The organism is Pseudomonas sp. NPDC098740 (assembly GCF_044760065.1).
GTDB classification, from domain to species: Bacteria; Pseudomonadota; Gammaproteobacteria; order Pseudomonadales; family Pseudomonadaceae; genus Aquipseudomonas; species Aquipseudomonas rossensis.
This window is the reverse complement of the sequence record NZ_JBIWAM010000002.1, coordinates 254,790-277,200: the sequence shown is the minus strand read 5'-3', so window position 1 is coordinate 277,200 and position 22,411 is coordinate 254,790. Positions and strand designations below refer to the sequence as shown.

The 22,411-nt window shown below is 61.8% G+C and carries 26 protein-coding genes; all 26 read right to left on the bottom strand.

Annotated elements, in window-relative coordinates:
* Positions 1 to 3: 3 nt before the first annotated feature.
* Positions 4 to 2,529: a phage tail tape measure protein gene (locus tag ACIQU2_RS03825; RefSeq protein ID WP_403138714.1), complete on the bottom strand. Its 2,526-nt coding sequence runs from the start codon at positions 2,527 to 2,529 to the stop codon at positions 4 to 6.
* Between the two features lie 149 nt (positions 2,530 to 2,678).
* On the bottom strand, positions 2,679 to 2,990 hold the full coding sequence (locus ACIQU2_RS03820) for a phage tail assembly protein (protein ID WP_403138711.1): 312 nt from the start codon (positions 2,988 to 2,990) through the stop codon (positions 2,679 to 2,681).
* A gap of 12 nt (positions 2,991 to 3,002) precedes the next feature.
* A complete protein-coding gene (locus tag ACIQU2_RS03815; protein WP_201059377.1) occupies positions 3,003 to 3,506 on the bottom strand; it encodes a phage major tail tube protein in 504 nt (167 codons plus the stop codon).
* 12 nt (positions 3,507 to 3,518) lie between these two features.
* Positions 3,519 to 4,685 carry a phage tail sheath subtilisin-like domain-containing protein gene (locus tag ACIQU2_RS03810; RefSeq protein ID WP_403138709.1) on the bottom strand — a complete coding sequence of 389 codons (1,167 nt, stop codon included), beginning with the start codon at positions 4,683 to 4,685 and terminating at the stop codon, positions 3,519 to 3,521.
* A gap of 102 nt (positions 4,686 to 4,787) precedes the next feature.
* Entirely contained in the window at positions 4,788 to 5,213 is a 426-nt protein-coding gene (locus ACIQU2_RS03805) for a phage tail protein (protein ID WP_403138707.1), read from the bottom strand.
* A gap of 13 nt (positions 5,214 to 5,226) precedes the next feature.
* Complete coding sequence (locus ACIQU2_RS03800) at positions 5,227 to 6,822, bottom strand: phage tail protein (protein WP_403138704.1); 1,596 nt, start codon at positions 6,820 to 6,822, stop codon at positions 5,227 to 5,229.
* Positions 6,815 to 7,423, bottom strand: a complete 609-nt coding sequence (locus ACIQU2_RS03795) for a phage tail protein I (RefSeq protein ID WP_403138702.1) — start codon at positions 7,421 to 7,423, stop codon at positions 6,815 to 6,817. The genes ACIQU2_RS03800 and ACIQU2_RS03795 overlap by 8 nt, the downstream gene beginning before the upstream one ends.
* Positions 7,420 to 8,307, bottom strand: a complete 888-nt coding sequence (locus ACIQU2_RS03790) for a baseplate J/gp47 family protein (RefSeq protein ID WP_403138699.1) — start codon at positions 8,305 to 8,307, stop codon at positions 7,420 to 7,422. Before ACIQU2_RS03790 ends, ACIQU2_RS03795 begins: the two co-directional genes overlap by 4 nt.
* Positions 8,304 to 8,630: a GPW/gp25 family protein gene (locus ACIQU2_RS03785; protein ID WP_403138697.1), complete on the bottom strand. Its 327-nt coding sequence runs from the start codon at positions 8,628 to 8,630 to the stop codon at positions 8,304 to 8,306. Before ACIQU2_RS03785 ends, ACIQU2_RS03790 begins: the two co-directional genes overlap by 4 nt.
* A 5-nt stretch (positions 8,631 to 8,635) precedes the next feature.
* Positions 8,636 to 8,851, bottom strand: coding sequence for a hypothetical protein (locus ACIQU2_RS03780; RefSeq protein WP_403138694.1), 216 nt, complete (start codon positions 8,849 to 8,851; stop codon positions 8,636 to 8,638).
* A gap of 53 nt (positions 8,852 to 8,904) precedes the next feature.
* Positions 8,905 to 9,510, bottom strand: a complete 606-nt coding sequence (locus tag ACIQU2_RS03775; protein ID WP_403138692.1) for a phage baseplate assembly protein V — start codon at positions 9,508 to 9,510, stop codon at positions 8,905 to 8,907.
* Complete coding sequence (locus ACIQU2_RS03770; RefSeq protein ID WP_403138690.1) at positions 9,507 to 10,025, bottom strand: hypothetical protein; 519 nt, start codon at positions 10,023 to 10,025, stop codon at positions 9,507 to 9,509. Before ACIQU2_RS03770 ends, ACIQU2_RS03775 begins: the two co-directional genes overlap by 4 nt.
* Positions 10,018 to 10,683, bottom strand: a complete 666-nt coding sequence (locus ACIQU2_RS03765) for a hypothetical protein (protein ID WP_403138687.1) — start codon at positions 10,681 to 10,683, stop codon at positions 10,018 to 10,020. Before ACIQU2_RS03765 ends, ACIQU2_RS03770 begins: the two co-directional genes overlap by 8 nt.
* Entirely contained in the window at positions 10,680 to 11,000 is a 321-nt protein-coding gene (locus ACIQU2_RS03760) for a hypothetical protein (RefSeq protein ID WP_403138684.1), read from the bottom strand. The genes ACIQU2_RS03765 and ACIQU2_RS03760 overlap by 4 nt, the downstream gene beginning before the upstream one ends.
* Positions 11,001 to 11,002: 2 nt before the next feature.
* Positions 11,003 to 11,998, bottom strand: a complete 996-nt coding sequence (locus ACIQU2_RS03755) for a major capsid protein (protein WP_403138681.1) — start codon at positions 11,996 to 11,998, stop codon at positions 11,003 to 11,005.
* A gap of 62 nt (positions 11,999 to 12,060) precedes the next feature.
* Positions 12,061 to 12,405, bottom strand: coding sequence for a head decoration protein (locus ACIQU2_RS03750; RefSeq protein ID WP_034156291.1), 345 nt, complete (start codon positions 12,403 to 12,405; stop codon positions 12,061 to 12,063).
* Entirely contained in the window at positions 12,402 to 13,556 is a 1,155-nt protein-coding gene (locus ACIQU2_RS03745) for a head maturation protease, ClpP-related (RefSeq protein WP_403138678.1), read from the bottom strand. Before ACIQU2_RS03745 ends, ACIQU2_RS03750 begins: the two co-directional genes overlap by 4 nt.
* Positions 13,553 to 15,034 (bottom strand): phage portal protein, encoded by a 1,482-nt coding sequence (locus tag ACIQU2_RS03740; protein WP_403138676.1) that lies wholly within the window; start codon positions 15,032 to 15,034, stop codon positions 13,553 to 13,555. The genes ACIQU2_RS03745 and ACIQU2_RS03740 overlap by 4 nt, the downstream gene beginning before the upstream one ends.
* Complete coding sequence (locus tag ACIQU2_RS03735) at positions 15,034 to 15,240, bottom strand: phage head-tail joining protein (RefSeq protein WP_201059406.1); 207 nt, start codon at positions 15,238 to 15,240, stop codon at positions 15,034 to 15,036. The genes ACIQU2_RS03740 and ACIQU2_RS03735 overlap by 1 nt, the downstream gene beginning before the upstream one ends.
* A gap of 1 nt (position 15,241) precedes the next feature.
* Positions 15,242 to 17,263: a phage terminase large subunit family protein gene (locus ACIQU2_RS03730; protein ID WP_403138673.1), complete on the bottom strand. Its 2,022-nt coding sequence runs from the start codon at positions 17,261 to 17,263 to the stop codon at positions 15,242 to 15,244.
* Between the two features lie 4 nt (positions 17,264 to 17,267).
* A complete protein-coding gene (locus ACIQU2_RS03725; RefSeq protein WP_403138670.1) occupies positions 17,268 to 17,870 on the bottom strand; it encodes a terminase small subunit in 603 nt (200 codons plus the stop codon).
* Positions 17,871 to 18,037: 167 nt separating this feature from the next.
* Positions 18,038 to 18,382 carry a phage holin family protein gene (locus ACIQU2_RS03720; RefSeq protein ID WP_136494171.1) on the bottom strand — a complete coding sequence of 115 codons (345 nt, stop codon included), beginning with the start codon at positions 18,380 to 18,382 and terminating at the stop codon, positions 18,038 to 18,040.
* Positions 18,383 to 18,909: 527 nt separating this feature from the next.
* Positions 18,910 to 19,272 (bottom strand): hypothetical protein, encoded by a 363-nt coding sequence (locus ACIQU2_RS03715; protein ID WP_403138668.1) that lies wholly within the window; start codon positions 19,270 to 19,272, stop codon positions 18,910 to 18,912.
* A complete protein-coding gene (locus ACIQU2_RS03710; RefSeq protein ID WP_403138666.1) occupies positions 19,265 to 21,481 on the bottom strand; it encodes a VapE domain-containing protein in 2,217 nt (738 codons plus the stop codon). Before ACIQU2_RS03710 ends, ACIQU2_RS03715 begins: the two co-directional genes overlap by 8 nt.
* Positions 21,471 to 21,698 carry a TraR/DksA family transcriptional regulator gene (locus ACIQU2_RS03705; protein WP_403138664.1) on the bottom strand — a complete coding sequence of 76 codons (228 nt, stop codon included), beginning with the start codon at positions 21,696 to 21,698 and terminating at the stop codon, positions 21,471 to 21,473. Before ACIQU2_RS03705 ends, ACIQU2_RS03710 begins: the two co-directional genes overlap by 11 nt.
* On the bottom strand, positions 21,691 to 22,209 hold the full coding sequence (locus tag ACIQU2_RS03700; RefSeq protein ID WP_310396121.1) for a phage regulatory CII family protein: 519 nt from the start codon (positions 22,207 to 22,209) through the stop codon (positions 21,691 to 21,693). Before ACIQU2_RS03700 ends, ACIQU2_RS03705 begins: the two co-directional genes overlap by 8 nt.
* Positions 22,210 to 22,411 lie beyond the last annotated feature (202 nt).

The window sequence follows — 22,411 nt, the reverse complement described above, 5'->3', positions numbered from 1 at the left end:
TGATTAAACGTGCGGCGCGTCAAAGAGCTGAGCGCTCCCCATTTGCTTGGCCATATCGCGATAGTGCTGATCGAGCAACGGCTTGAGCTGACCGTACAGCTGCGCCGCGTCCTTCACGTCACCGTTGACCACCAGCGAAAACGGCGCCTGAATGTCCACCTTGGATTCGATCTTGGCGGGCTCCGGCTTCACGGCCGGCGCCAGGACCTTGGCCAGCGGCCCTGCCCCGACATCGGCGCTGGCCGGCGGCAACATCATCGAGCGCGCGGCGTCACCAGGCTGCGTTTCGGCAGCGGTGGCAGCACGGGCGGGCACGGCGGCGGCCGGCATCACCGGCGCACCGCCACGGGCCATCACCAGCGCCCCCGCCACTGGCGCGGCGAACGACTTGGCAACGTCGTCCATCACCGGCGGGATGTCCTTGCCGGCATTGCTCATCATCAGCGGTCCGGCGGCCGGCATCCGCTTCAGCTCATCGGGCGTGCCAAACATCGACTTGCCGATCGCACCACCCAACGCGTCACCGCCCTGGCTGCCGAGATACCCCCCAATCAAACCGCCGACAAAGGTGCCAATCACCGGCAACACCGCCGTACCGATCGCCGCACCAGCGGCGGCACCGGTCAGCGTGCCCGCCAACCCACCCGCCGCCGCGCCGTAGCCCTCGGCTTTCTCGTCCCGCGTCTCGGCGTTCTGATAGGTGTCATAGGCCTTGTAACCGGCTTCAGCGACGGCGAGTACCGCCGCCCCTTTGACCACCGCACCGACACCACCCCCGCCACGCACGCCGCCGCCCTTGCCGCCCGCCCGGCCTTTCTTGCCCTTTTTGCCTTCGCCACCGGCATCGAGGTCGCCGCCATCCAGCCCGCCGGCACCACCAGCCGGCATGTTGGTGACGATCACCTTTTGCGGGATGTTGGGATTGCCCATCAGCGAGCCGCGCCCGAGGTTCATCAGGCCCTTGGCAATCTTGAAGCTGCTCATGGCGGTCTGAAGGCCGATCACGGCCGCGACGGCCGCACCGATGCCCGTCACCAGCCGGGGCGACTCATCGGACAGTTTGGCGAGGCCTTGCGTGACGGAGGTCACGCCGTCGACCACCGCGTCAGTCACCGGCCGAAAGGCATCGCCGATGCCACGCATGGCGTCGTCGATACCCTGGACCATTTCCGCCTGTTTCTGCGCGGACGACTGCCGGCGCTCCTCAAGGTTCTTATCCAGAATCCCCGTGGCGCTGGCCGACTCGCTTTTCAACTTCGCATACAGATCCTTGTTCTGCATGAACGCGGTCAAGGCGCCCTTGACCTGCATGTCGGCGAACAGATCGCCAGTACGCAAGGCTTGCTCCAGGGAGGCAATCATGGCCTTGGCTTTTTCCGGATCGGTCTCCTGGCTGATCTTTGCCGTAGCTTGCGCCATGGCGGCGGCCTTCTTCGGATCGGTCGCCGCGATGTATTTTTGCGCCAGTTCAAAGCTGGATTCCAGCGTGGACTTGCCATTCTGCAGGCCGGTGTTCATCGAGCCCTGATAGTCGATCCCGGCCTTTTTGTAGGCCTCGACCGTGTCACCCGAGCCGATCTTTTCCATCCAGTTCTTGAGGTTGTTCGCCGCCTCATCCGAACCGCTGGCGGTCTTCATTTGCACCTGAAGCATCGCGCCCAGTTGCGTGACCGAATCCATCCCGGTGATGCCCAGCTTGCCCATGCCGGCCAGCAGCTCAGGGAACCAGCGCGCCATGTCGGCCGCCTCGAAGCTGCCCGCCTGCCCTTGGTAGGCGATCGCTTCCAGCGCCTTCTGCATCACCGCCGGGTCGGAAATCTTGGCGTTCTGCCCCAGAGCGTTGATCATGCGCGCGGTTTCGCCGCCATCCGAGCCCTGGCCCACGGCGAACTTGGCCGCCGTCGGGGCATATTGCAGGGCCTTGTCCAGCTCCATGCCGGCCCCCACCAGCGCGTTGACCACCTCGGCCACCTGATTGCGCGCCATGCCCGTGTCGCGAGACGTGTCGATCACCGTCTGGGACAGCTTCGCTTCTTCGGGCTTGTTGGCAATGTTCGCCTTGATCGCAATGTCACGAATAATCGCGCCATAGTCCGCGCTGATCTTCGCCGGGAGCGCCAGCGCCGCCGTACCGGCGACCGCTTGGCCGACACTGCTTCTCAGGCGCTGCTTGCCCTCATCGATTTGCTGGTGACCCTTGGCTTTCAGCTCAGCCTTGGCAGCCATCTGCCCCATGGTGTTGTAGGCCTTGGCCAGATTGCGGACTTCAACGCCTTGCTTCTTCAGGCTGCTGAGATTGCTTTCCAGCTGTTTCAGCAGCGCGCCGGCGCCCTTCTCGCCCGCCATGTGTGCCTTGCGCCATTCATCGCGCAACCGCATGGTGTCGCCAATGGTCTTTTCCAGCACCCGGGCTTTTTTGCCCTCGGCCTCCAGGCGCTTGATACGACTGGTGACATCCTTGAACGCGGAACCCACGGTAGAGCTGACCGCCCCGCCAATGACCAGGCCGAGCGCGAGTTTGTTCGCCATGTACTTGCCCTATACGTCGGGTCGATCAAACAGCGGCTCAATCCGTGAGCCACCAAACCATCTCTGAAAAGGGCATGGCCGTAATCTCGGCGGCAGAGAACCCTGTCTCTTTCGCCAAGCGCTGGGCCGCCATTTTGAGGGTGGTCGCGTTAAACGTCGTCTTCTTCGACCAGGCGAAAATAGCCCGCCGATAGGCGCTGATAGTCCTTGTATTTCAGGCTCAACAGTTCCGCCTCGGTGAGCCCCAGCAAGCTGCTGAACAGCGACAACTCCTGTTTTTCATAGTCGCCATTGCCCGCCACCTTTGAGGCGCGCCAATCCATGACGCTGGGCGCACGCATCATCAGCTTGTCGGTCAGGACACCGCTGATCAGGGTTTTGTATTTGAGCGTTACGGTAACACCCTCATCGCTCAGCTTCAGCCAGCTCGGCAGGTCTTGGTCTTGGGTTACTTGAGTCATGTGCTTTTGTCCTTAGAGGCCGAGGGCCGAGCGTTCAGCGGCAGCTTGGTCGACACCGTCGACCACCATCACCATGTTGAGCGGGTCGATCTCGTACATGACCCGGCCGTCGATCTCCAGCTTGTAGTAGACCAGTTTGACCGCGTGCTTGATTTCAGCCTTGTCGGCCGGTTTCCAGTCGCCCATGTCGACCTCTTTGATGCCGCCGCGCATGGTCACAATCACCGGCGTAACCACACCCCGCAGGCCCTTGAAGGCACCGCGGAACACGAGATTGCAAGCGGTCTGATCGGCCAGCCCGAAGTACTTCAGCGCCTCGCGGCGCACGCCGTTGGTGGTAAACGCCGCTTCGAGCTTTTCCAGGCCCATGGCGATTTCGACCGGCGACAACATGCCGCCGCCCTGATAGTCGTCGGTCTTTTGGGTCAGCTTGGGCAGCGACAGGGTCGGCACGTCGCCGGCAAAGCTGACGCCGTCGACGAAGGCATTACAGTTGGAGAGAACTTGAGGAATCATCGAACGGCCCCCTTAGGCTGCTTCAAGAACTTCGGTCGCCCATTGATCGGTGACTTCGAAGAGGAAATTCGGGTTTTCCGCCGGCGGCACGTCGGTGAAACGGACGCGCCAGTAGACTTTGCCCTGCATGATTTGGCTGGCCGTGCTCATTTCGTCGTCCGCGTAGACTTCGAAATTGATCACCGCGCCCCGGTTTTTCTCGTCGCGCATGAACGCCTGAACCCCATCAGTCACGTCCTTGACGTAGGTCTTGGTGATCGAGCGGTCGACCGCCCACTTGTGCCCGGCCTGCACCGCATCCATGAGGATGTCGCAAGTCCGCACGCGGGTGACGAACGCCCATTTCGGATCGCTGGACAGCGTGCGGTTGCCCCACAGACGGAAGCCGCCGTCACGAATGATCGTGGTGATATTCGCGTTGTTCAGCAGGTTGGCCCGGCAGGTGGCGTCGCCGTCCAAGTACTCGATCGGGCGGCTCGTGCCGGTGATGCCGACAAATTCCTTGTTCGATGGCGACGCCCAGTAGCCGTACTCGGCATCGGTCCAGGCAAACAGACCCGCCGTCCACGCCGAGCCCGGTGCATCGACCGTCGCGCTCTCGATCGTGTCCCAGAACTGCACACCCGGATCGACCAGAAACAGGCGCTTGCTACCGAAGTTCAAGGCGTAGGCCATGGCCGCCTCATCGGTGGTATTCGGTCCGTCGATGATGGCGATCGCGCGCAACTTGCCGGCCAGAGCATCCATGGCGGTGGCCACGGCCTGCGTCGCCGAATGCCCCGGGGCAATCAACAGTTTGGGCTGGGCGTTGTGCTTGCTCTTGCCGTCCAGCAGCGCCTGAAGGCCGGTACGCTGACCATCGGCAAGCACGCCACCGATGATGGCGGATGTTTGCAGCGCGGCGTCTTCGAGCTTGGGCACGCCGACAGCGACGATTACCGCCTTGGCCCGCACATAGATCGCAGCCGCCGCCCTGGCGATGGCCGAACCCGCCCCGAACGCCGCGATGGCTTCGCGCTCGGAGGTGATCAGCTTCAGCTCGCCGGCCTTGGCCGTGCCGCCGCCGAGGATGCCTGGGGTGAAGGTGTCGCACAGACCGATGATCGACGACGACGGCAGCGAAATGGTCCGCGCCCCGGTGTCGAGCAGCGTGGTCGTAACGCCGTGAAAGAAACTCATAAGGCAATCTCCAGAAACGAGAAAGCCCCGCATAAGCGAGGCCGTGAGGGATGTTCGTGTTACGCGTAACGGAAAAGAAAACGCCCCGTCAGTGCGGGGCGTTTATTGGAGCTGACCAGCCAGCCAGAGAGGCGTCGTCGGCCGGTGTTCAATCAACGGAAACTCTCCCGCTTCCGGCCAGCTGCGAAGAGCGCGGCGGTACGCCTGAAGATCCGCGTACTGCGCGGGAGTCAATGTAGGCTCAACACTCTCCTCCAATTCGTCGCGATGGCGCGTCACGACACCATCCGTTTCAGAGAGGCACTGATCCCGCCAAACTCGCTCTACAGCCGCCAGTTCTTCATCACTTGGCAGTGGCGGATCCACCAGCACTGGGAAGCCGTCATCACCCCAAGTGATAACCCTGCCTTCCGATTTCCCAGCCAGCAGCTCAGCGTGCGTTTCAACAGAGATTTCAACCACGTCATCCGGCATTAAGGCGTGAATCGACGCATCGTAAAAACCTCGGGTGGACTTTGAAGCGAACATAAGATCCCCCTAATTAATACCCAATAATAAGTGCTTGCACGTTTGCCGTTGAAACAGCACCAGCCAAAGTGGCTCTAACTTTAGTTTCTGTAAGACGGGCTCCAGCATTATCAAGGACATCATCCCATGTAACGGCATAAGTGCCCGAGGTGCCGGCCACTGAGAGTAGAACTTTCAACTTTGCAATAGGGAATGCAATAGGGTGGGTTATTGTTGCGAGCCCATTAGCCGCTGTAGCGATTGTTGCCCATTGAATAATCAGGCCGCCCAACCAGGTCGGGAGAATGATGTAGCCATTGGATCCCTTGAGGATCTGGAAACCCCAGCGCATCTTTTTCGGTGTCACGATAGTGGCGTCATCGGCACCGGCATCGGTCAATGCCTGCGTCGCAATCTTGGCCGTCCCCAGTTTTATTTCCGTGGCTTGCGTCGCCAAAGCCTGAAGCGCCGCTATGTCGATGTTTCCCTGATTGATCGGCGCGTTCCAGGCCTTAATGCACCACATAACTGACAAGTTGCGCGGTCTAGCGGCACCACCGTGAGTGGTGCCTGGACCGACTGCGAGCGGGGAGGACCCGGACTGGGTTGCCGTATATTTAACGGTCGTACCTGCCGGTGAACCAGTAAAAACATCCCAACCGAGCCCAGCCTTGTCAGCCGAGTCATGGATATAGATTACTTCGTCGGCGAGATTGTTATCACCCGGAATATAACTGCCGATTTGTGCACTGCCGATTGCTCGACCAGCATCAACACCGCGTCCATGATCCCAACCACGCAGGAACTCGCCGCGCGATTCTGGCAGGCGGAAGTTGCCGGCACCCTCATCGCCCTTGTTAAAGGCCGTGCCGAGGAACGTCGCCAGATCCGGATAGGCCGTAATGCTTTTGACACTGCCATCCAGCTCCAGAAACCCGGGAGCGACCTTATCCAGTGGAAACGCCACGGTGGCGCCGACCGGCAACGCCGAGGCCTGCGCAATCATCGCCTCGATTTGGGCCTTGGTGTAGCTGTCCGTAATGCCCATCCCGGCCAGCGTGCTCGGGTTATCACCCGATACCACAATCCCACGATCGTTGGTCTTGACCCGGGTCCATTCGCCGGGCGTCTTGTTCTTCGGCAGCACTTCCAGAATGGCCGCGTCGACGTAGGCGCGCGAAGCCAGCACAATCGCCGGATCGATCTTGAGGGTGATGTTGCCGGCGCTGGTGACGATGAAGTTCATCCGCACGATTTGCGTACGGCCCGAGCCCTGCGACAGGATCGGCTTGAAGCTCGGCGCACAGTTGGCCACCGCCACCAGATCCGCGTCCGCGTCGTACAGACCGATTTCGCGAATCCACTTACCGCCCTCATCGGCCGGGATAATCTGCTCGGCGATCAGCACCGCCGGGTTGATCGGATCGATCTTGAGTTGGTTCAGCGGCCGGCGTCGCCATTCGTTGATCAGCGCGGTTTGCGCGGCATTGGGGGTCGGGTCGGTGTTGTTGGCATCGCCCACGCCCATTTCGGTGATCTTCCAGGGAATGCCGAGCGCGTCGGCGTTCGCCTGCTTGGCCATGCCCACGTTCGTGAGGATGGCGAAAAACTGCGAGTTCGCATCAATCATGGTAAACGTCCAGGGTGTCTATGGAGTGTTCGCGCCCCACCACGCCGAAGCGGCCCGTGACCTCGATGTCACGCATCATCGGCGGGTAAACGTCGATTTCGTCGCCTTCGTACAGGGCGACACTGATGTTCAGATTGCCTTGGGTTTCGAGGCTGATTGCCAGCCCGGTCAGGTGCCGGGACACTGGCTTGGCATCGTCGATCAGGCGCTCCAGCTCCTGATACATTTCCTCGGTGATCCCGGTATCCAGCACGCCGACCTTCAGGGCGAAAGTGCCCGGCACGCCCTTGGGCACCGTGTTGAACCACTCGACGATTTCGATCAGGTAGCCCAAGGGCTCGACCACCCGGCGCAACGCGCCGATGGTCCCCTTGTGAGCATGGATGTAGAACGAGGCCTTGATCGCGGCGCGCTTGGTCGCTTCAGGCCAACGGTAATCCCAGCGATCGACTGACCACGCCCATGCCAGATGGGGCAGCAGATGCACCGGGCAGGTATCGGCGTTGTAGAGCGTGCGCAGCGGGACAATCGTGCGCTCGTAAAACGTCGCCTCCAGGGCGCGCTCCAGTTGCGTGCTGTTGCTGGGCAGCAGACTCCTCATGTCGCCCCCGCCATCTTCACGTCATAGTCAAAGCACCAGGCCGCCTGCGCCTTGGTCGGAGCCAGGTCGACCCAGCCGGGCAGCTCAACCCGGGAAACGCCGGCAACGTGCAACTGAGCGTCAATCGCGGACCGCGCCACCTCAACCCCCAGCCGCTTGCGGGGATTGATCCAGGCCGCCAGTCGCTTGATGGCCTCGGCCAAACTGGCATCCCCTTCAGGGCCGGCGCTGCTCATGTGCAAAATGGCATCGATGCGGTAGCGGATAATCTCCGCGCTCTGCACCGTCACCCAGTCGGTCAGCGGCCGCACATCTTCATCATTCAGCGCCGTGTCCACGACAGCCAGCAGCTCAGGGCCGGCCTCGCCTTCCCCTTCCGAACTCAGCACCGTTACCGTAACGCAGCACGGCGCCGGGCTTTCCGCCGTGGCATCCGCCACCAGCCCCGACGCGTTACGCGAATGCAGGATGTAGCTGTTACGCGGGCCGGCCGTGGTCAACCCCTCAAAGGCCAACTGGATGCGCTCGCGAAACGGATCGTCCTTTTCCTTGATCTCCGGTACCGGCGGCACCGCTGTCAGATCCTCGGCCTGAATCACCAGGCGCTTCAGATTGTAATTGGCCCCCAACTGATCGAGGTCACTGCCAATGGCATGGGCCAGTAACAGCGCCTTGGCGCCGTCGTTGACCCGGGCGCGGTTCCCGACCTTGATGTAAGCCCCGACCTCAATCACCTTGGTGACCGGGTCGCTTTCCAGCGTCGCGGTCCAGTTGCTCCCCATGTAGCCGCGAAAGACGTCCAGTCCTTCCTCATAGGTCGCCTCAAAGTCCAAAGGCTCCAGAACATCTGGCGCCGGCAGGGCCGACAGATCCAGCAGGCTCATACGCTGACCTCCACAAGAAAGCTGTCACCGAGGTAGTCGCCGGCAATGCTCAGATTGATTTGCCCGCCTAGCACCGACAGCACGCGCACGCGCTCCAGTTTCAGCCGCGGCTCCCAGCGTTCCAGGGCACGGATGGCTTCCGCTTGCACAGAGCTTTTCCAGCCCTCATTGACGGGCAAGTCCACGTAGGAGCGGACCTTGCTGCCATATTCCGGCCGGTGTCGGCGGCTGCCCAGCGGCGTGCCCAGAACGTCCCCCATGGATTGGCGCAGATGCTCGATGCCGGAAATGGGCTGGCCGGTATGGCGATCCATTCCGATCATCTACATCACTCCTTCAGCGGCTCAAGCTCGGGATGGGCCTTCAGGTACGCGACGGCCTGCTCATCGGAAACCGACACCTCGACACGCCCCTTGGCCACCAATAGCGTGCGATCGCTGTCAGGGATGATCAGGGTGCGCGACGTGTACACCTTGTCGCGAAAGGTCAGCAGCAGATCTGCCGGCGACTGATCGGCGGCCGGCTGTTCGGTGATCTTGGCCATGTTTTCTCCAGGCATAAAAAACCCGCACTGGGCGGGCTGTTTGGAATTGGTAATTAGTGCGTGTGATGGTTATCGCTGGATCCTGCAGCGAGGATCGAGGCGCCACCGGTGATGTCTTGCGTTACGTGTAACGTGCCGTCGATTTCCACTGCCGCGACCAACTTGACCGCGGCCGATGTGACCGTCACCGAATCGGGCGTTAACGCGGCCTCGGTGCCGCCGACCTTCACCGTCACGGCGTTATCCATCACGGTGACCTCGGTGCTGCCGACCTTGATCGTCACCGTTCCGGTGGGTAGCGTGATGGTGTAGGTCTTGGCCTGCCAGTCGTAGATCAGCGAGCCCCCATCATCAAAGCGCCAGACCTCCACATGATCGCGGTTGTCCGGCTGGGGCCCGGCATTGCCGTACAGGCCCGGGATAAAGGTGCCCATGGCCGCCTGCCCACTGGGGTTGAACAACACGCCTTGCTCGCCCAGGCTCGGCGCGCGCCAGTGTCGCGCCTTGCCAGCGGCGAGGCTGTGCCAGCGTACCCAGGCGCTGGTCCATTCGCGATTGGACACCCGGACCATCGCCGCCGCCAGATCCACACCGACCACCACGCAAGGCATCAGCATGGCGGCAATCATGCGGTCGTGCTCAGCAGTGGCGTAGCTCACGACAGATCCTCCGGCGCTACAAAATCCTCTTTGGCATCGTCATTGATGCCAACCATCAGCGTACCCGGCGGTTCGTCCGGCCATGGCCATTCCTCAACACCCAAATAAATCTGGTGGGTCCACTCCACCAACCAGACCACGTAGCCGTCGAGCTCAGGCTTGGTCCAATCCTGTGTGGCCTGCACGAACTCGGCAGGCTCTACCGCCAAGCCCCAGGTTTGCAGGCGCAACAACACGGCCAGTTGCGCCGCCAGGTGCGCGGCCTGCTGGCAGTGCTTCGGGCGGATTGGATCAACGATGATCCGCGCTTCGAACCGGCAAATCAGGCTGGTCTCGCCGGTACCGATATCAACCCCCGGTTCCATTTCTGCCATTTCAATGAACACCACCGGCAATGCGATGCGGTCCTTGACGTTGGGCCACGCCGTGACCGCTTTGATGCCCGACAGATTGCTCGCCAGGTGCTGCTCGATCGTCTGATAAAGCTGGTCCAGGCTAAAAGTCTCGTCAGACATGGGCCGCCCCCTTCAGGTACTTTTGCAGCTCAAAGTTGAGCTCTTGTTGCAGTATCTCCAGCAGACGCGCATCGGCCCGTTTGACCCAGGTGTCGAAGTGCGGACGGGCTTGCTCCAGCGACACCTTGGCTTTGGCCAGCGGAAAGCGATCGCCGTGTTCCGCGACCCAACCCGAACTGGCACCACCGCCTCGCGACACTGTGCTGTCGGGATAGTCGTCCGCGTTGAAGTGCTTGCTCGCGGTGCGGATCCAGATGTCGGGTTTGTTACCATAGACCTTCTTGAGGAAGGCCCCTTGATACCGCCGCCCGGCCACCGACACGCCGCTGCCGGACTGCCGTGCTCGCCCGATCCGGCTGGACTCGATCGCGTTGAGACCGAACCACAACTTGCCGCTCGTGGCTCCACCGGACACCGGGTAACTGCGCAGACGCTGACGCACCGCCGCGACGGCGATGCGCTCTTGCCGGCTGACGGCGCGGGCAATGTGAGTGCGCAACCAACCCAGCGTCTTGTTGATGGCTCGCCGGTGCGCTGCAGCGGCTGCTTTCGGTACCAGCTTGGCGAAGTCCTGAAACGCTTTCAGGTCCGCAGCCGAAGACTGGATGGACAGCATCCCGCCCCCCGCCGACGGCTTGAAGTAGCTGCCGACACTCATGCGCGCATCCTCAGGATCAGGGCGACCAGACCGTCACCGCTGGGCTCCAGCTGCAGCAGGTCGTACTCGCCACCGCCGTCTAACTCAGGCAGTTCGATGGTGACCAGCAAACCTTGCTCCAGTCCGTGCGAGTCGCTGACGCGAATCTCGAAACGAGGTTCGCGCAGGCCGGTGTTGAGCTTGCCGATCTTCGGCTGCAGCCAGGGCGCCGAGAACATACCCAGCACTGGCTCGTTCCGGCCTTCGATCCGCGCGGTGTCGCCCAGGGTCTCGAACACCACCGCGTCGACCTCGGCAATCAGATCGCGAAAGCCCATGGTCAGAGCTCCAGCAGGATCTGCGCCAACGGTCGAGTGCACAGGTGCAGCGGGTTCGATTGAGCCTCGCCGGCCATGCCTTTGTTGAACGGCATCGGCTCGATCTTGCTGTAGTACGGCACGCCTTCGGTGTTGACCGTTTCCATGTAGTCCGCCGGGGCAAACACCGAGATGTACAGGTCCGGCACACCTTCGGGAATCAACAACGCCTTGTCGTCATGGATGAAGGTGACGCCCGCAATCTTGCCGCGATAGCGCTCCCAGACGATGCCGCCAAACTCGAAGCTTTCACGGGCGTCACCGCGCAATGCAGCCGCCTGCTGGCTGTTGAGGAACGTTTCCTTGACCGACTTGTGGACGATCAGCTTGTTCCAGAAGTTCTTGCCACACAGTGCCCGCGAACCGCTGCTGGTGACACTGCCCAGTGCGTCTTCCTGCAGATCCAGCGCTTCCCCGCATTTGACCCGCAGCTCGGTATCGGGGCTGTTGAGGCCCATGGACATTTTCTTGCGCGTCACGCCGAAGGTTTTGTAGATATCCAGCAGCACCGTTGACCCGTCGGCATCCAGGATCTGGCCATTGAGTGCACCCATGCGCTGGAACTCGTGCGTGGCATCGAGCTGTCGACGCGCTTTGGCCAGGCGTTTGTTGACCACGTCCTGCACCGCCTGCAACTCGGAACGCGTACCGAAAGCGCGAATCCCTTGAATCTCATCAGCCTTGATCGCAAAGCGCTGTGGCAGATGCACGGTGTTGAACGGGATCAGGTTGCGTTTGGTGCCGCTGACCACTAAACCAGACGTGCCGCGCTCACCCGCCGGGACCAGGGCCAGGGTGTCGCCGTCCTTTTCAATCTGCACCGTCAGGGTGGTGATGCCCTCTTCCTGAAACAGGCCGAGGCTGCTGATGCGGCCCGGCAGGTATTCCTGTTCGTTGATGGCGGCGGTCAGCGAAGAGACCGAAAACGCGTCATCGTTAAAGATTTCAATGTCAGCCATGAAGCTATCTCCAGAAAGCAAAAAACCCGCACTCGGCGGGTTCGGTAATCAGGGGGGTCGTCTTAGCGGACGATCAGGAAATGGGTGGCCAGCGCCTTTTCAGCGGCAGGATCCAGACCGGTGAGATGGGCTTCGCTGACTTCCGCCAAGCGCACCACGGCACGGCCGCGACGGACCACATCGGACTCGCCGAGCGGGCCGTAGAGAATGGCGATAGCGTTTTCACTGCCGTCTTCGGCGGTCGGGTTATAAGGCGCGAACTCACCGGTCAGGCTGACCAAACCGAGGATTTGCCCCGGCTCCAGTGCGGGCCCTGCTGCGACGTTGATGGCTTCGCGGGAAATGGTGCCGGCGGCCTCGGACAGCAGGAATTCACCTGCGTGCATCGGCTCTCGTTGAATCGTCATCGTCTTGCTCCTGTAGCAGATTGGGGGTTAGCGGTGCGTGCGGCTTGGCGCGCCGACCAGATAGAAGGTTGATCGATTTGCTTGGCCTGTACCTTTGGCGGTAGGTCTGCGTCCAGCGGCAGGCTGTTGTCGATTTCGAAGCCCTTGCCGCTGCCGACGATCTTGTCGAACAGACGCGCCCGAACTGCCGCCGCATCCAGACCGGCAGCGACGTATTCGGCACTGAACTCTGGCAAGCGCGCAGCCACACACAGGTCATTCACCGCTTTGGCCCGTGTCAGGCCGGCCTGGACGATCTCCTCGTTTTCGAGATTGGTCGAACTGAGCAGCGGCGCGACCAGGTTGCTGATGCCCGCCTCCGCGCAACGCTGGGTGATCATCAGCGCCAATTTGGCCGCATCAATCACCGGCGGCGTCGGAGCGGGGTCGACTGGCTCTAACTCCGGATCCGGCTCGGGTGGTTCGTCGAGCTGGGCCAGCAATTCGGCCGGCGCGTGCTGGTAACGCTGCAGCACACCACCTTGGCCGAGGCACGCCTTGACTTTGATCCCGTCCCCGACTTCATCGGCCAGACCCAGCGCCACGGCTTCGTTGGCCGTCAGCCAAGTCTCAGCGGCGACCAGCCGCCGTAATTCGACCTCATCAATCTCCGGCGCCTTCGCCTTGTAGGCCGCAATGATCGCCTCCATGGTTTGGTCGAGGACGTCGGCCACCTTGCGGAAGTCTTCGGCGTCCCCGGCCGCGTAGGTCCAGGGGTTGTGAATCATCAGCATGGCGTTGGCTGCGATCACAACTTTGTGCGCACCGCACACCGCGACGCTGGCGGCACTGGCGGCCAATGCATCGATTCGACCGGTGCAACGCTCGCCCAGACGCGACAGCGCGTTGTGCATGGCCAACCCGTCAAACAGGTCGCCGCCGATGCTGTTGAACGCGGCAATGACCGGCGAGACGCCATCGTCCATGGCGCGCAGATCCTGCACGAACTGATTGGCAGTAATGCCCCAGGCGCCGATCTCGCCGTAGACGAAGACTTCGATGACTCGCTCGGCGGCTTCGCCGCTGGCTTGCAGGGCATACCAGGTTTTGTCCTGTACCTGCACGCGTTTGCCAGCCCGGTTAAAAATGCGCGGTCGCGCTTTCTTGCTCATGGTTGCTCCTTGTCGTCGATGGGGACGAAAGCTTCGAGAGTGGTGTAATTGAGGCCTAGAGCTGTGGCCCGGGCCAGATCGGCGGCGTTTTCCGCATCGACCGTTTCCGCGTCGTAGCCGGTGCGCAGGACCATCTCGCTACGCGAGGCAAAGCCGGCTTGCACTTCCATCCGCCGGGCCTGTACGTCCTGCACCGGCTGGATGTAGGCCCAACCTTGTGGTACCCAACGCGTGCGCAGGTATTCGCGTCGACGCTGCGCGTAGTCGTCCAGCACCAGGGCACCCGACAAGACGGCCATGTCCATCCAAGCAGCCCGCACCGGGCGGCAGAGCTGATGGACGTAAACGCTGAATTGCAGTTGCTCCAGCCGGCGTCGGAACTCGTTGAGCACCACACGTAGCGCCCGATCATTGACCTCGCGCATGTCCCCCGTGAGGATCTCGTAAGGCGTGCCCGTCCCTGCTGCCGCAGCCATCAGCTGCTGTCGCATGAAGTCCGGGTAGTTGTTACCGGCGTCCGGTGGCTTGGAGAACTCGACCTCTTCACCTGGCCCCAGCTCCTGCATGGTGCCGGGCTCCAGCGCCACCATCGGGGTGAAGCCGTCACGATCCAGACTCAACGGCTGGCCGGTGACCGGATCCCGAGGTACCGGGCCAGAATCCTGCGGCGGTCGACTGATGAAGCCGGCAAACAGGTTGGCCACCTCCTGACGGAACAACACGGCATCGTCGTAGTTGTCGAGACTGCGCAGGCGCTTGAGCACCGGCGACAATCGCGGCACGCCGCGCAACTGACCCGGCTCGACCGGCTCGAAGATGTGCAGCACCTGGGCGGCCGGCACGCGCACCAATTGGTTGTGCCCGGCGTTCAGCGACGACGCATCACGCGGATGCGACAGGTACATCCAGTACGCCATGCGCTTGCCGCCCGGGGTGAACTCGATCCCGGCACGGATGATGTTGCCGTCTCGGGTGGTCTCGAACTTGTCGTGCGGAACAAACTCCGGCGCCAGCGCCTGGATCTGCAACGGCACCGCCAGGCCCTCGTCCAGACCGCGCGGCCGCAGGCGAACAAAACATTCGCCGGAGGTCTCGACTGTGCGAGCGATCAGGGCCTGCTGGCCGTAAAAGTCGGTGCGCTCATCGGCGTCCGACTCGTCGACCCAGTCCTCCCAGAGCTCTTGCAGCAACTTGCGCAGGGCTTCATCGTCAGTCTTAGGACGCGGCGTGATACCGGTGCCGATCAGGTTACTGACGCGCTTGTCGATCACGTTGTAGGCATACGGGTCGTTGCGAACCGCCGCCCGCGAGCGCGAACGCAAGTTACGCAGTGCCGGGGTGTTGATGCTGTTGATCCCGTTGTCGGGAGCATCCCAGCCAGTGGATCGGCGGCCCTCTCCGGCGCCTTCGTAACTGGCCTTGATGTTCGACGGCAGCAAGAATCCGTTACGGGTCAGCGTCGGATAGTGGCGGGCCATTAGACTCCTTTGCCTCCGTGGTACAGCCGAACCACACGCGAGCGCGGCCCGGCAGCGCTGATCAGCGACGTGCGGATTTCTTCGCGAGCCTTGAGCAGCTCATCGACCGTGCGGTACTCCACGGTGCGGTCGGTGTAGCGCACGGTTTTCTCACCGCGCGCGATGGCCGCCTCAACCGCGTCGAGGTGCTTCTGGGTAAATGACATATCAGCGTCTCTTCAGGTAACCGCTGCTGGAGCTGCGGCGTTGAGGTGGCGGTGCTGCGGGTCGCGATTGCACGACTGGAGCAGCGGGTTGCGATGCTGGTTGTCGTGCGGCAACGGAGGTTGTTGGCACCGGGTTACTGACGCGTTCGCCTTGCACAGGCTTGATGCCCAATGCTTCGTCGAACAGTCCTGATTGGGCCAAGGCCTGACGCACCCGCTCCCAGTCGTGTTCCTTGTAGCGGTTAAGACCCAGGTAGTGCGCCATGGCCAGGCAGTACACCATCAGGTCGAGCGCTTCGTTACGCTCAGCCTTACCCTTGACCCATTCAATGCGTTTGTGTCCGCGCACATAGCGAGCAACTTTGCGCTCGGCGACGCACTGGTCGAAGAAGTCATCCGGCAGGTCATTAGCAAAGTGCAGCGCGCCCGGACCGGCCTCGAACGGGTAGCGGTTGTAGATCCAGTCCTTGGCCGTGTCGGTACCGACGAACCACAGCTCGGCGCCATTGCGTTCGGTCTGGCCCTTCCAGGTCACGTCGACCATCGACGGCCGCTGAGCAATCACCGGCTTGCCGGGCTTGCTCGCACCCTTGATGGCGAACACGTTGCGCCAGCGACGAACGCGGCAGAACTGGTAAACCTCGTCGGTGTGATGACCACCGGAATCGACGGCCACCGCAAGAATGCCGAGGCCGACACCGCACGGGTGGCGGTATTTAGCCTTGAGCAGTTCATCCAGCGCGGCCCAAGTGCGCTCGTCGGCGGGATCACCCGAAACCACCTGGTAGTCGATGACCCAGCGCTCCATGCCAACGCCCCAGCCCATCGCCATGAACTCCAGGCGGTTGGCCTGAACGTCGACGGCACCGGTGATCATCAGCACGGCCGCCGGCAACGAGCCAAGACCGAAGCCTTCCAGCCGCGCCCGTTGTCTGAGCACATCGGCTTTGGTTTGCTCTTGGGCTGCGTCCCAGACCTTCGCCAGACGAGTGTTGTAGAACACCTGCATCGGCTCCAGATCGCCTTTGGCCTGGGCCTTCTTGGCCTTTTCGAATTGCTTGGCCAGTGACTTCCAGTCCATCCAGCCCAGTGGCGAGTACAGTGCATTGAGGTGGAAGCCCACCGTCTCGCCGTCACCATCGGCATGGGCACGCCACTCGCCGTTAGCGAGCATCTCGCCCTTGTGATATTCCTCGATCAGCACGTCGCAGTCAGGGCCTGCGCACTGGTAATGCACGACGCTGAAATCCTGCGAGTAGTGCAGCCGCTCCCACTCCAGGGTTTGCATGTGCCCACAGGTCGGGCATGGCACGTAGTAGTGACGCTGGTCGCTGCCGTCGAACAGGTCGGAGATCCGCGAGGCGCCCTTGATCGTCGGTGAGCTGGAGAAATAGAACTTCGCGTTGCGGCCGAAGGTGCTGCCCCGGGTTTCCGCCAGCTCGATGGGGTCGCCCTCCTCGCCGATGTCCACTTCCCAGCGGTCGATCTCGTCGCCGTACACGTAGCGCGCCGACAGCTCCGACAGATTGGCTGCCGAGCCGGCGGTGGTGACGTACAACGTCCCGCCCTCGAACTCCTTGGTGTCCATGGTGTTGCGCGAATCCCGCGAGCGGTTGGCCGCCACTCGCTCCCGCAGCACCGGTGTCGCCTTGATCGTTTTGCCAATCCGCGACGACACCCGCTTGGCCAGGCCGAGGCTTGGCAACAGCGCCAGGATATTCGACGGCGCCATGTGCATCAGGCCACCGATCCAGTTCAGGCCGATCTGGGTTTTCATCAGCTGCGACGCGACCATGGTGATCACGCGCTTGCAGGGGTGAGCCGGCGACAGACAACGCATCGGCTCGCGTGCATACGGCGTGCGCGAGGTGCGGTACTGGCCCGGCTCAGCGGCGCCGGTGTCACGCGGAATCCGCATGTACTCATCGGCCCACTGATCAATCCAGACATCCGGGTCGGGCCTTAGCCCACGGAAATACGCCTCGCGGTACACCTCTGCACCGTCAGGAATGTCCGTGGGCATGGGCTTAACTCGTGGTCAGTGCGTGTTCAAGGTCCGCTGAAGACATGCGTTCGGCGTCTTCCAGCGAGCGACGGATCGCCGCCGTGAGATGCTTTTCGATTTCCCAAGGGTCGGTCATGGAGGCCAGTTCGGGCGCCAGCTGCGGCGGCATGCCCAGCAGTTGATCGCGCAGCATGCGGCCGGCGTTGTAGGCGCCGGTCTGCACCGCCGACATCGCGACCAGCGAGCCTTTGGCCTTGTGCAGTTCGATCTCGGCGAGCTGAGCCAGGTTGTGCTCGCGCAGTGCGCGGGCCTTCTGGAAGTCGGGCAGCTGCCCCGCAGGGATGATCGCGGGCGGCGACACAGCCATTGAAGTCGGCTCGACCTGACTGGACAGCTGGCTGTACACATCACGCTGAAGCCGGTCTTGGTGGTGCCGGTCAGCGACGGCGGTCTTGCTGGGGTCAGCGGTATCGCGAATCAACGCTTCGCTGGCCAGCACATCCACCTGTTTGCCATCGGCGGTCAGCACCAGGCGGTCGTTGTTTTTCAACCAGGTGATGTAGCTGGGTGCCCTGCCGATCCGAGCCGCGAAAGCGCTCTTTGACAGGTACATTGGTTCTGTCATAAGCCCTCCTTTTCAACGGCTTTTCAATGGAAACCTTTCAATTTCAATGGATTGAATTTCAGTAAGCTGGCAACCCTGCCACTAACACTTTCCCGCGGGTTTCCGACCCCGTACCCCCCGGATAACCCCAGGGTCCCCGGCGATTTTCGGCGCCCCGGATCGGTGCATCACCCCTGTTCGCCACCGGCGGGCGGTACCTCGCTGACGCCCAGCCGCTTGGCGGCCCAGCGTTCGTAGAGGCCGATGGCAACATCGGCGCCGGCCATCGCGGTCAGGCAACCCAAGGCGCCCGCCGTCCAGATCGTCATGCCCGCCGCGATCATCAGCATCATCGCCGACACGCCGCAGACGATGCAGGCACCCGACCGCAGTGCCAGTCGCCGCAACAACGCCCAGCCTCGCGCCCCATCCTTATCGGCTCGCCACATCTCACCGGACACGCCACCGACCAGAGCCAGGACGATCACTAACCAGATCGGCATCTCTGCCAGCGCTTGTTGCTCGTTTGTCATCGCCTACCCCATAAACGCAAAAACCCGGCGCAATGGCCGGGTTTGGTGGTGTGGTGCCTGCCGCTCTCTGCGGTCGCACCTATCGAAGATGACTACTTTTTACAGGTGGATTCCGGTGGCAGCAACCCCACTTTAATGCCACCCGGTGAATATGTGGGTAACGCAGGGTGAACGCCTAGGCAATGTCGGTGAATACACCACCTCGGCTATCTGTTGTTTTCGCGCGGTCCCATTTGTCCCACCTTTCAGAATCGAAGTGGGACGCTTGAGAGCGCCTAAATTCGGGGCCTCGCCCCACTGTCCTACTTTTCTATCTTCTTTCTCGTGTAAAGGAAGAAATTGAATAACACGCGTGCGCGCCACGGGCGCGTGCTGGTGTCCGCAGCGCTCACATGGGCGGGGCGCTCCAGCAGGCGGGACGGTGGGACAGCCCAACAACGACGCGGCCCGCGCTTGTCCCACTACGTTAAAACGCAGTGGGACAAGGCGGGCCAGTGGGACAACGACAGCCGGAATCGTGCCTGGGGTCACGCAGCCTTCCCCATCAACATGCCAGCGATACACAAGTGCGCCTCATGCAGACGCTGGTAATAGGTCTCACGACTGCAACCGCAATGGGTGTATTTCTGCGACAAGAAGCTGTCGTGATTGCAGTAGTGCTCACGCACGACCACCGACAACTGCGGTGCCAGATGTTTATTCACGATCAACTCGATATCCGCCGATTCATCCAGCAGCACCCGACTGCCGCGAGTCCCGCGAATCAGCTCGCCCTTACACTCCATCAGCATGGCAATCATGTTGCCGCCACCCAGTTCCGACCCACCTTCGCTTTGGCTGTGCAGATCCTCTGCCCAGAGCTTGAGCATCTCGTCGATTCGCTTAATCAAAGCAAGGCTCCTCGAACGCTTCACGCTGCAATGTCGAGGCACGGCCCCAACCTGCCGGCTTCTTGTAGGCCCACGGACGCTGCCCACTCTTCACCAACGCCGGCATGCGGGTACGCCGCCAGCCCAGCCGGTGCATGATCGCCCCCACCCGCATCTGCTCGGGTTTACCCCAGTGCCCGGCGTCAAGCTTCAGCGGACCAGACAGCACCTCGCTGCCGGTGGTGGTTTCACCGATCTGCGACTCCTCTAACCAGGCCAGGATCGGCCCTTCCCACTCATCCACCACAAAGCGCTCGTCCTGTGCCTCAGCGAACATCGGGGCTTCATCCGGAGTCACCCACCAGATATCACCCGCCTCATAACAAAACACCGCCTCAGCCCAGAGCTGGTCGCGGATCTCGCGCAGTTTCTCCAGGTCGACCTTGGTGCAGGCCACCGGCCAATAACGCCGGTTGCCGGTGGCATCCTTGAGGTACTCGTCCTGGTTGGTCGTACCCACGAACACACACTGGCGTGGCACATCGTTTGTTCTGCGGCCGTAGCTTTCGCGGTAGGTGTCGGTGGACGCCGAGAAGAACTGTTTGGCCTTGGTGCTCTCAGCTTTGTTGAAACTGTCCAGCTCGCCCAACTCGACGATCCACTTGCCACGGATCGCCTGAAACCCATCCTTGTCGCCCAGGGCGAAAGGCGTGTCCATAAACCATTCGCCACCGAGGATGCTCATTGCTGTCGATTTACCAGCGCCCTGTGCGCCCTCAAGGATCATCACCGAATCAGCCTTGCAGCCAGGTTTCATCACCCGTCCCACCGCCGACAGCATCCAGCGCTTGCCGACCTTGGCCGAGTAGTCACTGGCCTGCACGCCCATCACATCGGTCAGCCAGCTTTCCAGCCGAGGCACCCGATCCCATTCAAGTTTGTTCAGGTACTCCCGCACTGGATGAAACGCATGGTCATGGGCGACGACGCTCACCGCCTCGATCACCTGGGTCGACTTCACCCGCAGGTTGTATTGCTGCGCGAGCCACTTCATCACCCGCACGTCGTCGATGTCGGCCCAGTCGCCCGTGCCACCGCCATAAGGCGCAGACCGTAGTTTGACGATCTTCGAACTGAAGGCGCTGTAGCTGATCACCCCGGCCCAGCGTTCGTCGTTGCCGAGGATCAGTTCGACGTTCTGCATATGCGCGATCAGTGCGCCGTTTTCAGTACGGGCTAATTGATCCTTCCAACCACCCGCTGCCGGAGGCTTGACTACCGCAAGGACCTGACGCCGGACCGCTTCCAGCCCCTCCGCGACATGCAGGTCATTGAAGTCGGTCCACTTGTCTTCCCGCTCACCAGAGAAGATCGGCGCAACCACCTGACCGCCGACGATCAATGCCGCGTTGTTCGCCTTTTCTTCACCGGGGTTCCAGGGCTCGCCATTAGGGCGCTTGGTCTTCCAGTCATCATCGCGGCAGACGATCAATGGGCAACCCGGAAAGCGCTCGCGCATGGCCTTGCAGACCACCAGCAAGTTGCCCGCATCGAAGGCGATGGCTACGGTCAGCGAGGTCGCCATGTGCAGGCTGGCGCCGGTGGCGTAGCCCTCACACACCAGCACCGGTTCGCCCGGTTCAGGGTGAGGTCCAACCAGGTGAAAGGCGCCCTCCTTCGACATGCCGTAAGGCCAGTAGGATTTATCCCGGCCGGTGTCTTCCTGCTTGGTGGGAAACACCACCTGCAGGCCGACGATCTGGTCCCGCACGTTGCACATAGGCACCAAAAACGCACCCGTGCGCGGCGCGTAGCGAACACCAAAACCGACAATTTGCTTGCGATCCAGATAATCGCTGCGGCCCTTCTCCGGCATACGCTTGAACAGCCCTGCGGCCCGGTTTGCCGCTCGACGTGCCGCGTTGGCCGCGATCTCGGCGGCGCGGCGTTTGGCGTCTTCCTGCCGAGCGCGCATGACCTCACGCTCTTCCGGCGACATCCGCCCCGCCTTGACCTTAATCTTTTGTGTTTCGCCCGAACGCCAGTCACCGAAACTGCCGAAGATCAGCGTTTCGTTTTTCTCGGTCCGATGTTCATGGACAACGTACCAACCGTTTTTTTCCTTCCCCTTGTCCTGCGAAGTCTTGCACCGGGTCAGCTTGCCGAAAATCAGCGGCTGCTCAGGCTCAAGGCCATAGTCTGCGAATTGCCCCAAAACCTCATCGAGCATGAACAGCCTCCCAGATCTCATCGATCTCTTGGCAACTCACGCACTGCGTGCAGCCTGGGACAGCAAGGCGCCGTCCTTCAGGGATAGGACTGTCACAGTTTTCGCAGAAGAGAAAAGAATGCGCCGCCAAAGCAGGCTTGACGGCGTTACGTGCAGCAAGAGCCTGATCAAGACGCTCCTGGACCAGGTCATTAGCAAAGTCGGCGATATCAGCCACGGTCGACACCCCGCGTCGTCTGATTGACATAGGTGGCGCGGTTGAACATCCCCAGCAGCCCCTGAATACCGCGAAACACCTGCAGGCGGATAGCGGCCAGTTCGTGGTCACTGACCACGCCGTCGCCAATGCTCTTGGCCCATGTATCAGCCAAGTCAGCTACTTGCCGAAAGTACTCAGCAATGCCGGTGGTCAAGGTTTCAGGCATGTCGTTGGTGTACGCCTCGGCCAACTCCTGCCAGGTCGTATCCCCCACCAACGCGTGCACCGCGTCTAGAATGCGGCGGTCCTTGGTCAGCTCCAGGATCTCGCCAAACTCCTGAATGTTCACCGTGTGACTTGGGTGCGTTGGGGAAAGCTTGTGCTGCAGCGTGGTGGCGTTTCTGCCGGTGGTGGCGGCAATGGCAGCGGCACCGCCGGGATAGTCCCGAGCAGCATGGTAAAGCGCTAAATCGAGCGGCAGGATTTCCCGCTGCGCCCGTTCTACAGAACTCAGAGCGATTCGGCTCATGGCATTAATCCTTACAGGTTGCCAGTGCCTCGCGACATGCAGTGGTGATACATTTGCCGCGTGGCTTGAAAGGGCCCAAACGCCGGCTAGATCTTCAGTATCGACACCGGCACCGTGCCGAGGCGAACAATCCGTTGTTCACCCCTGGCGCAACAGCTGCCCAATCTGTGGTGGAAAAGGCAGCAACACCAAGGCATCCGTG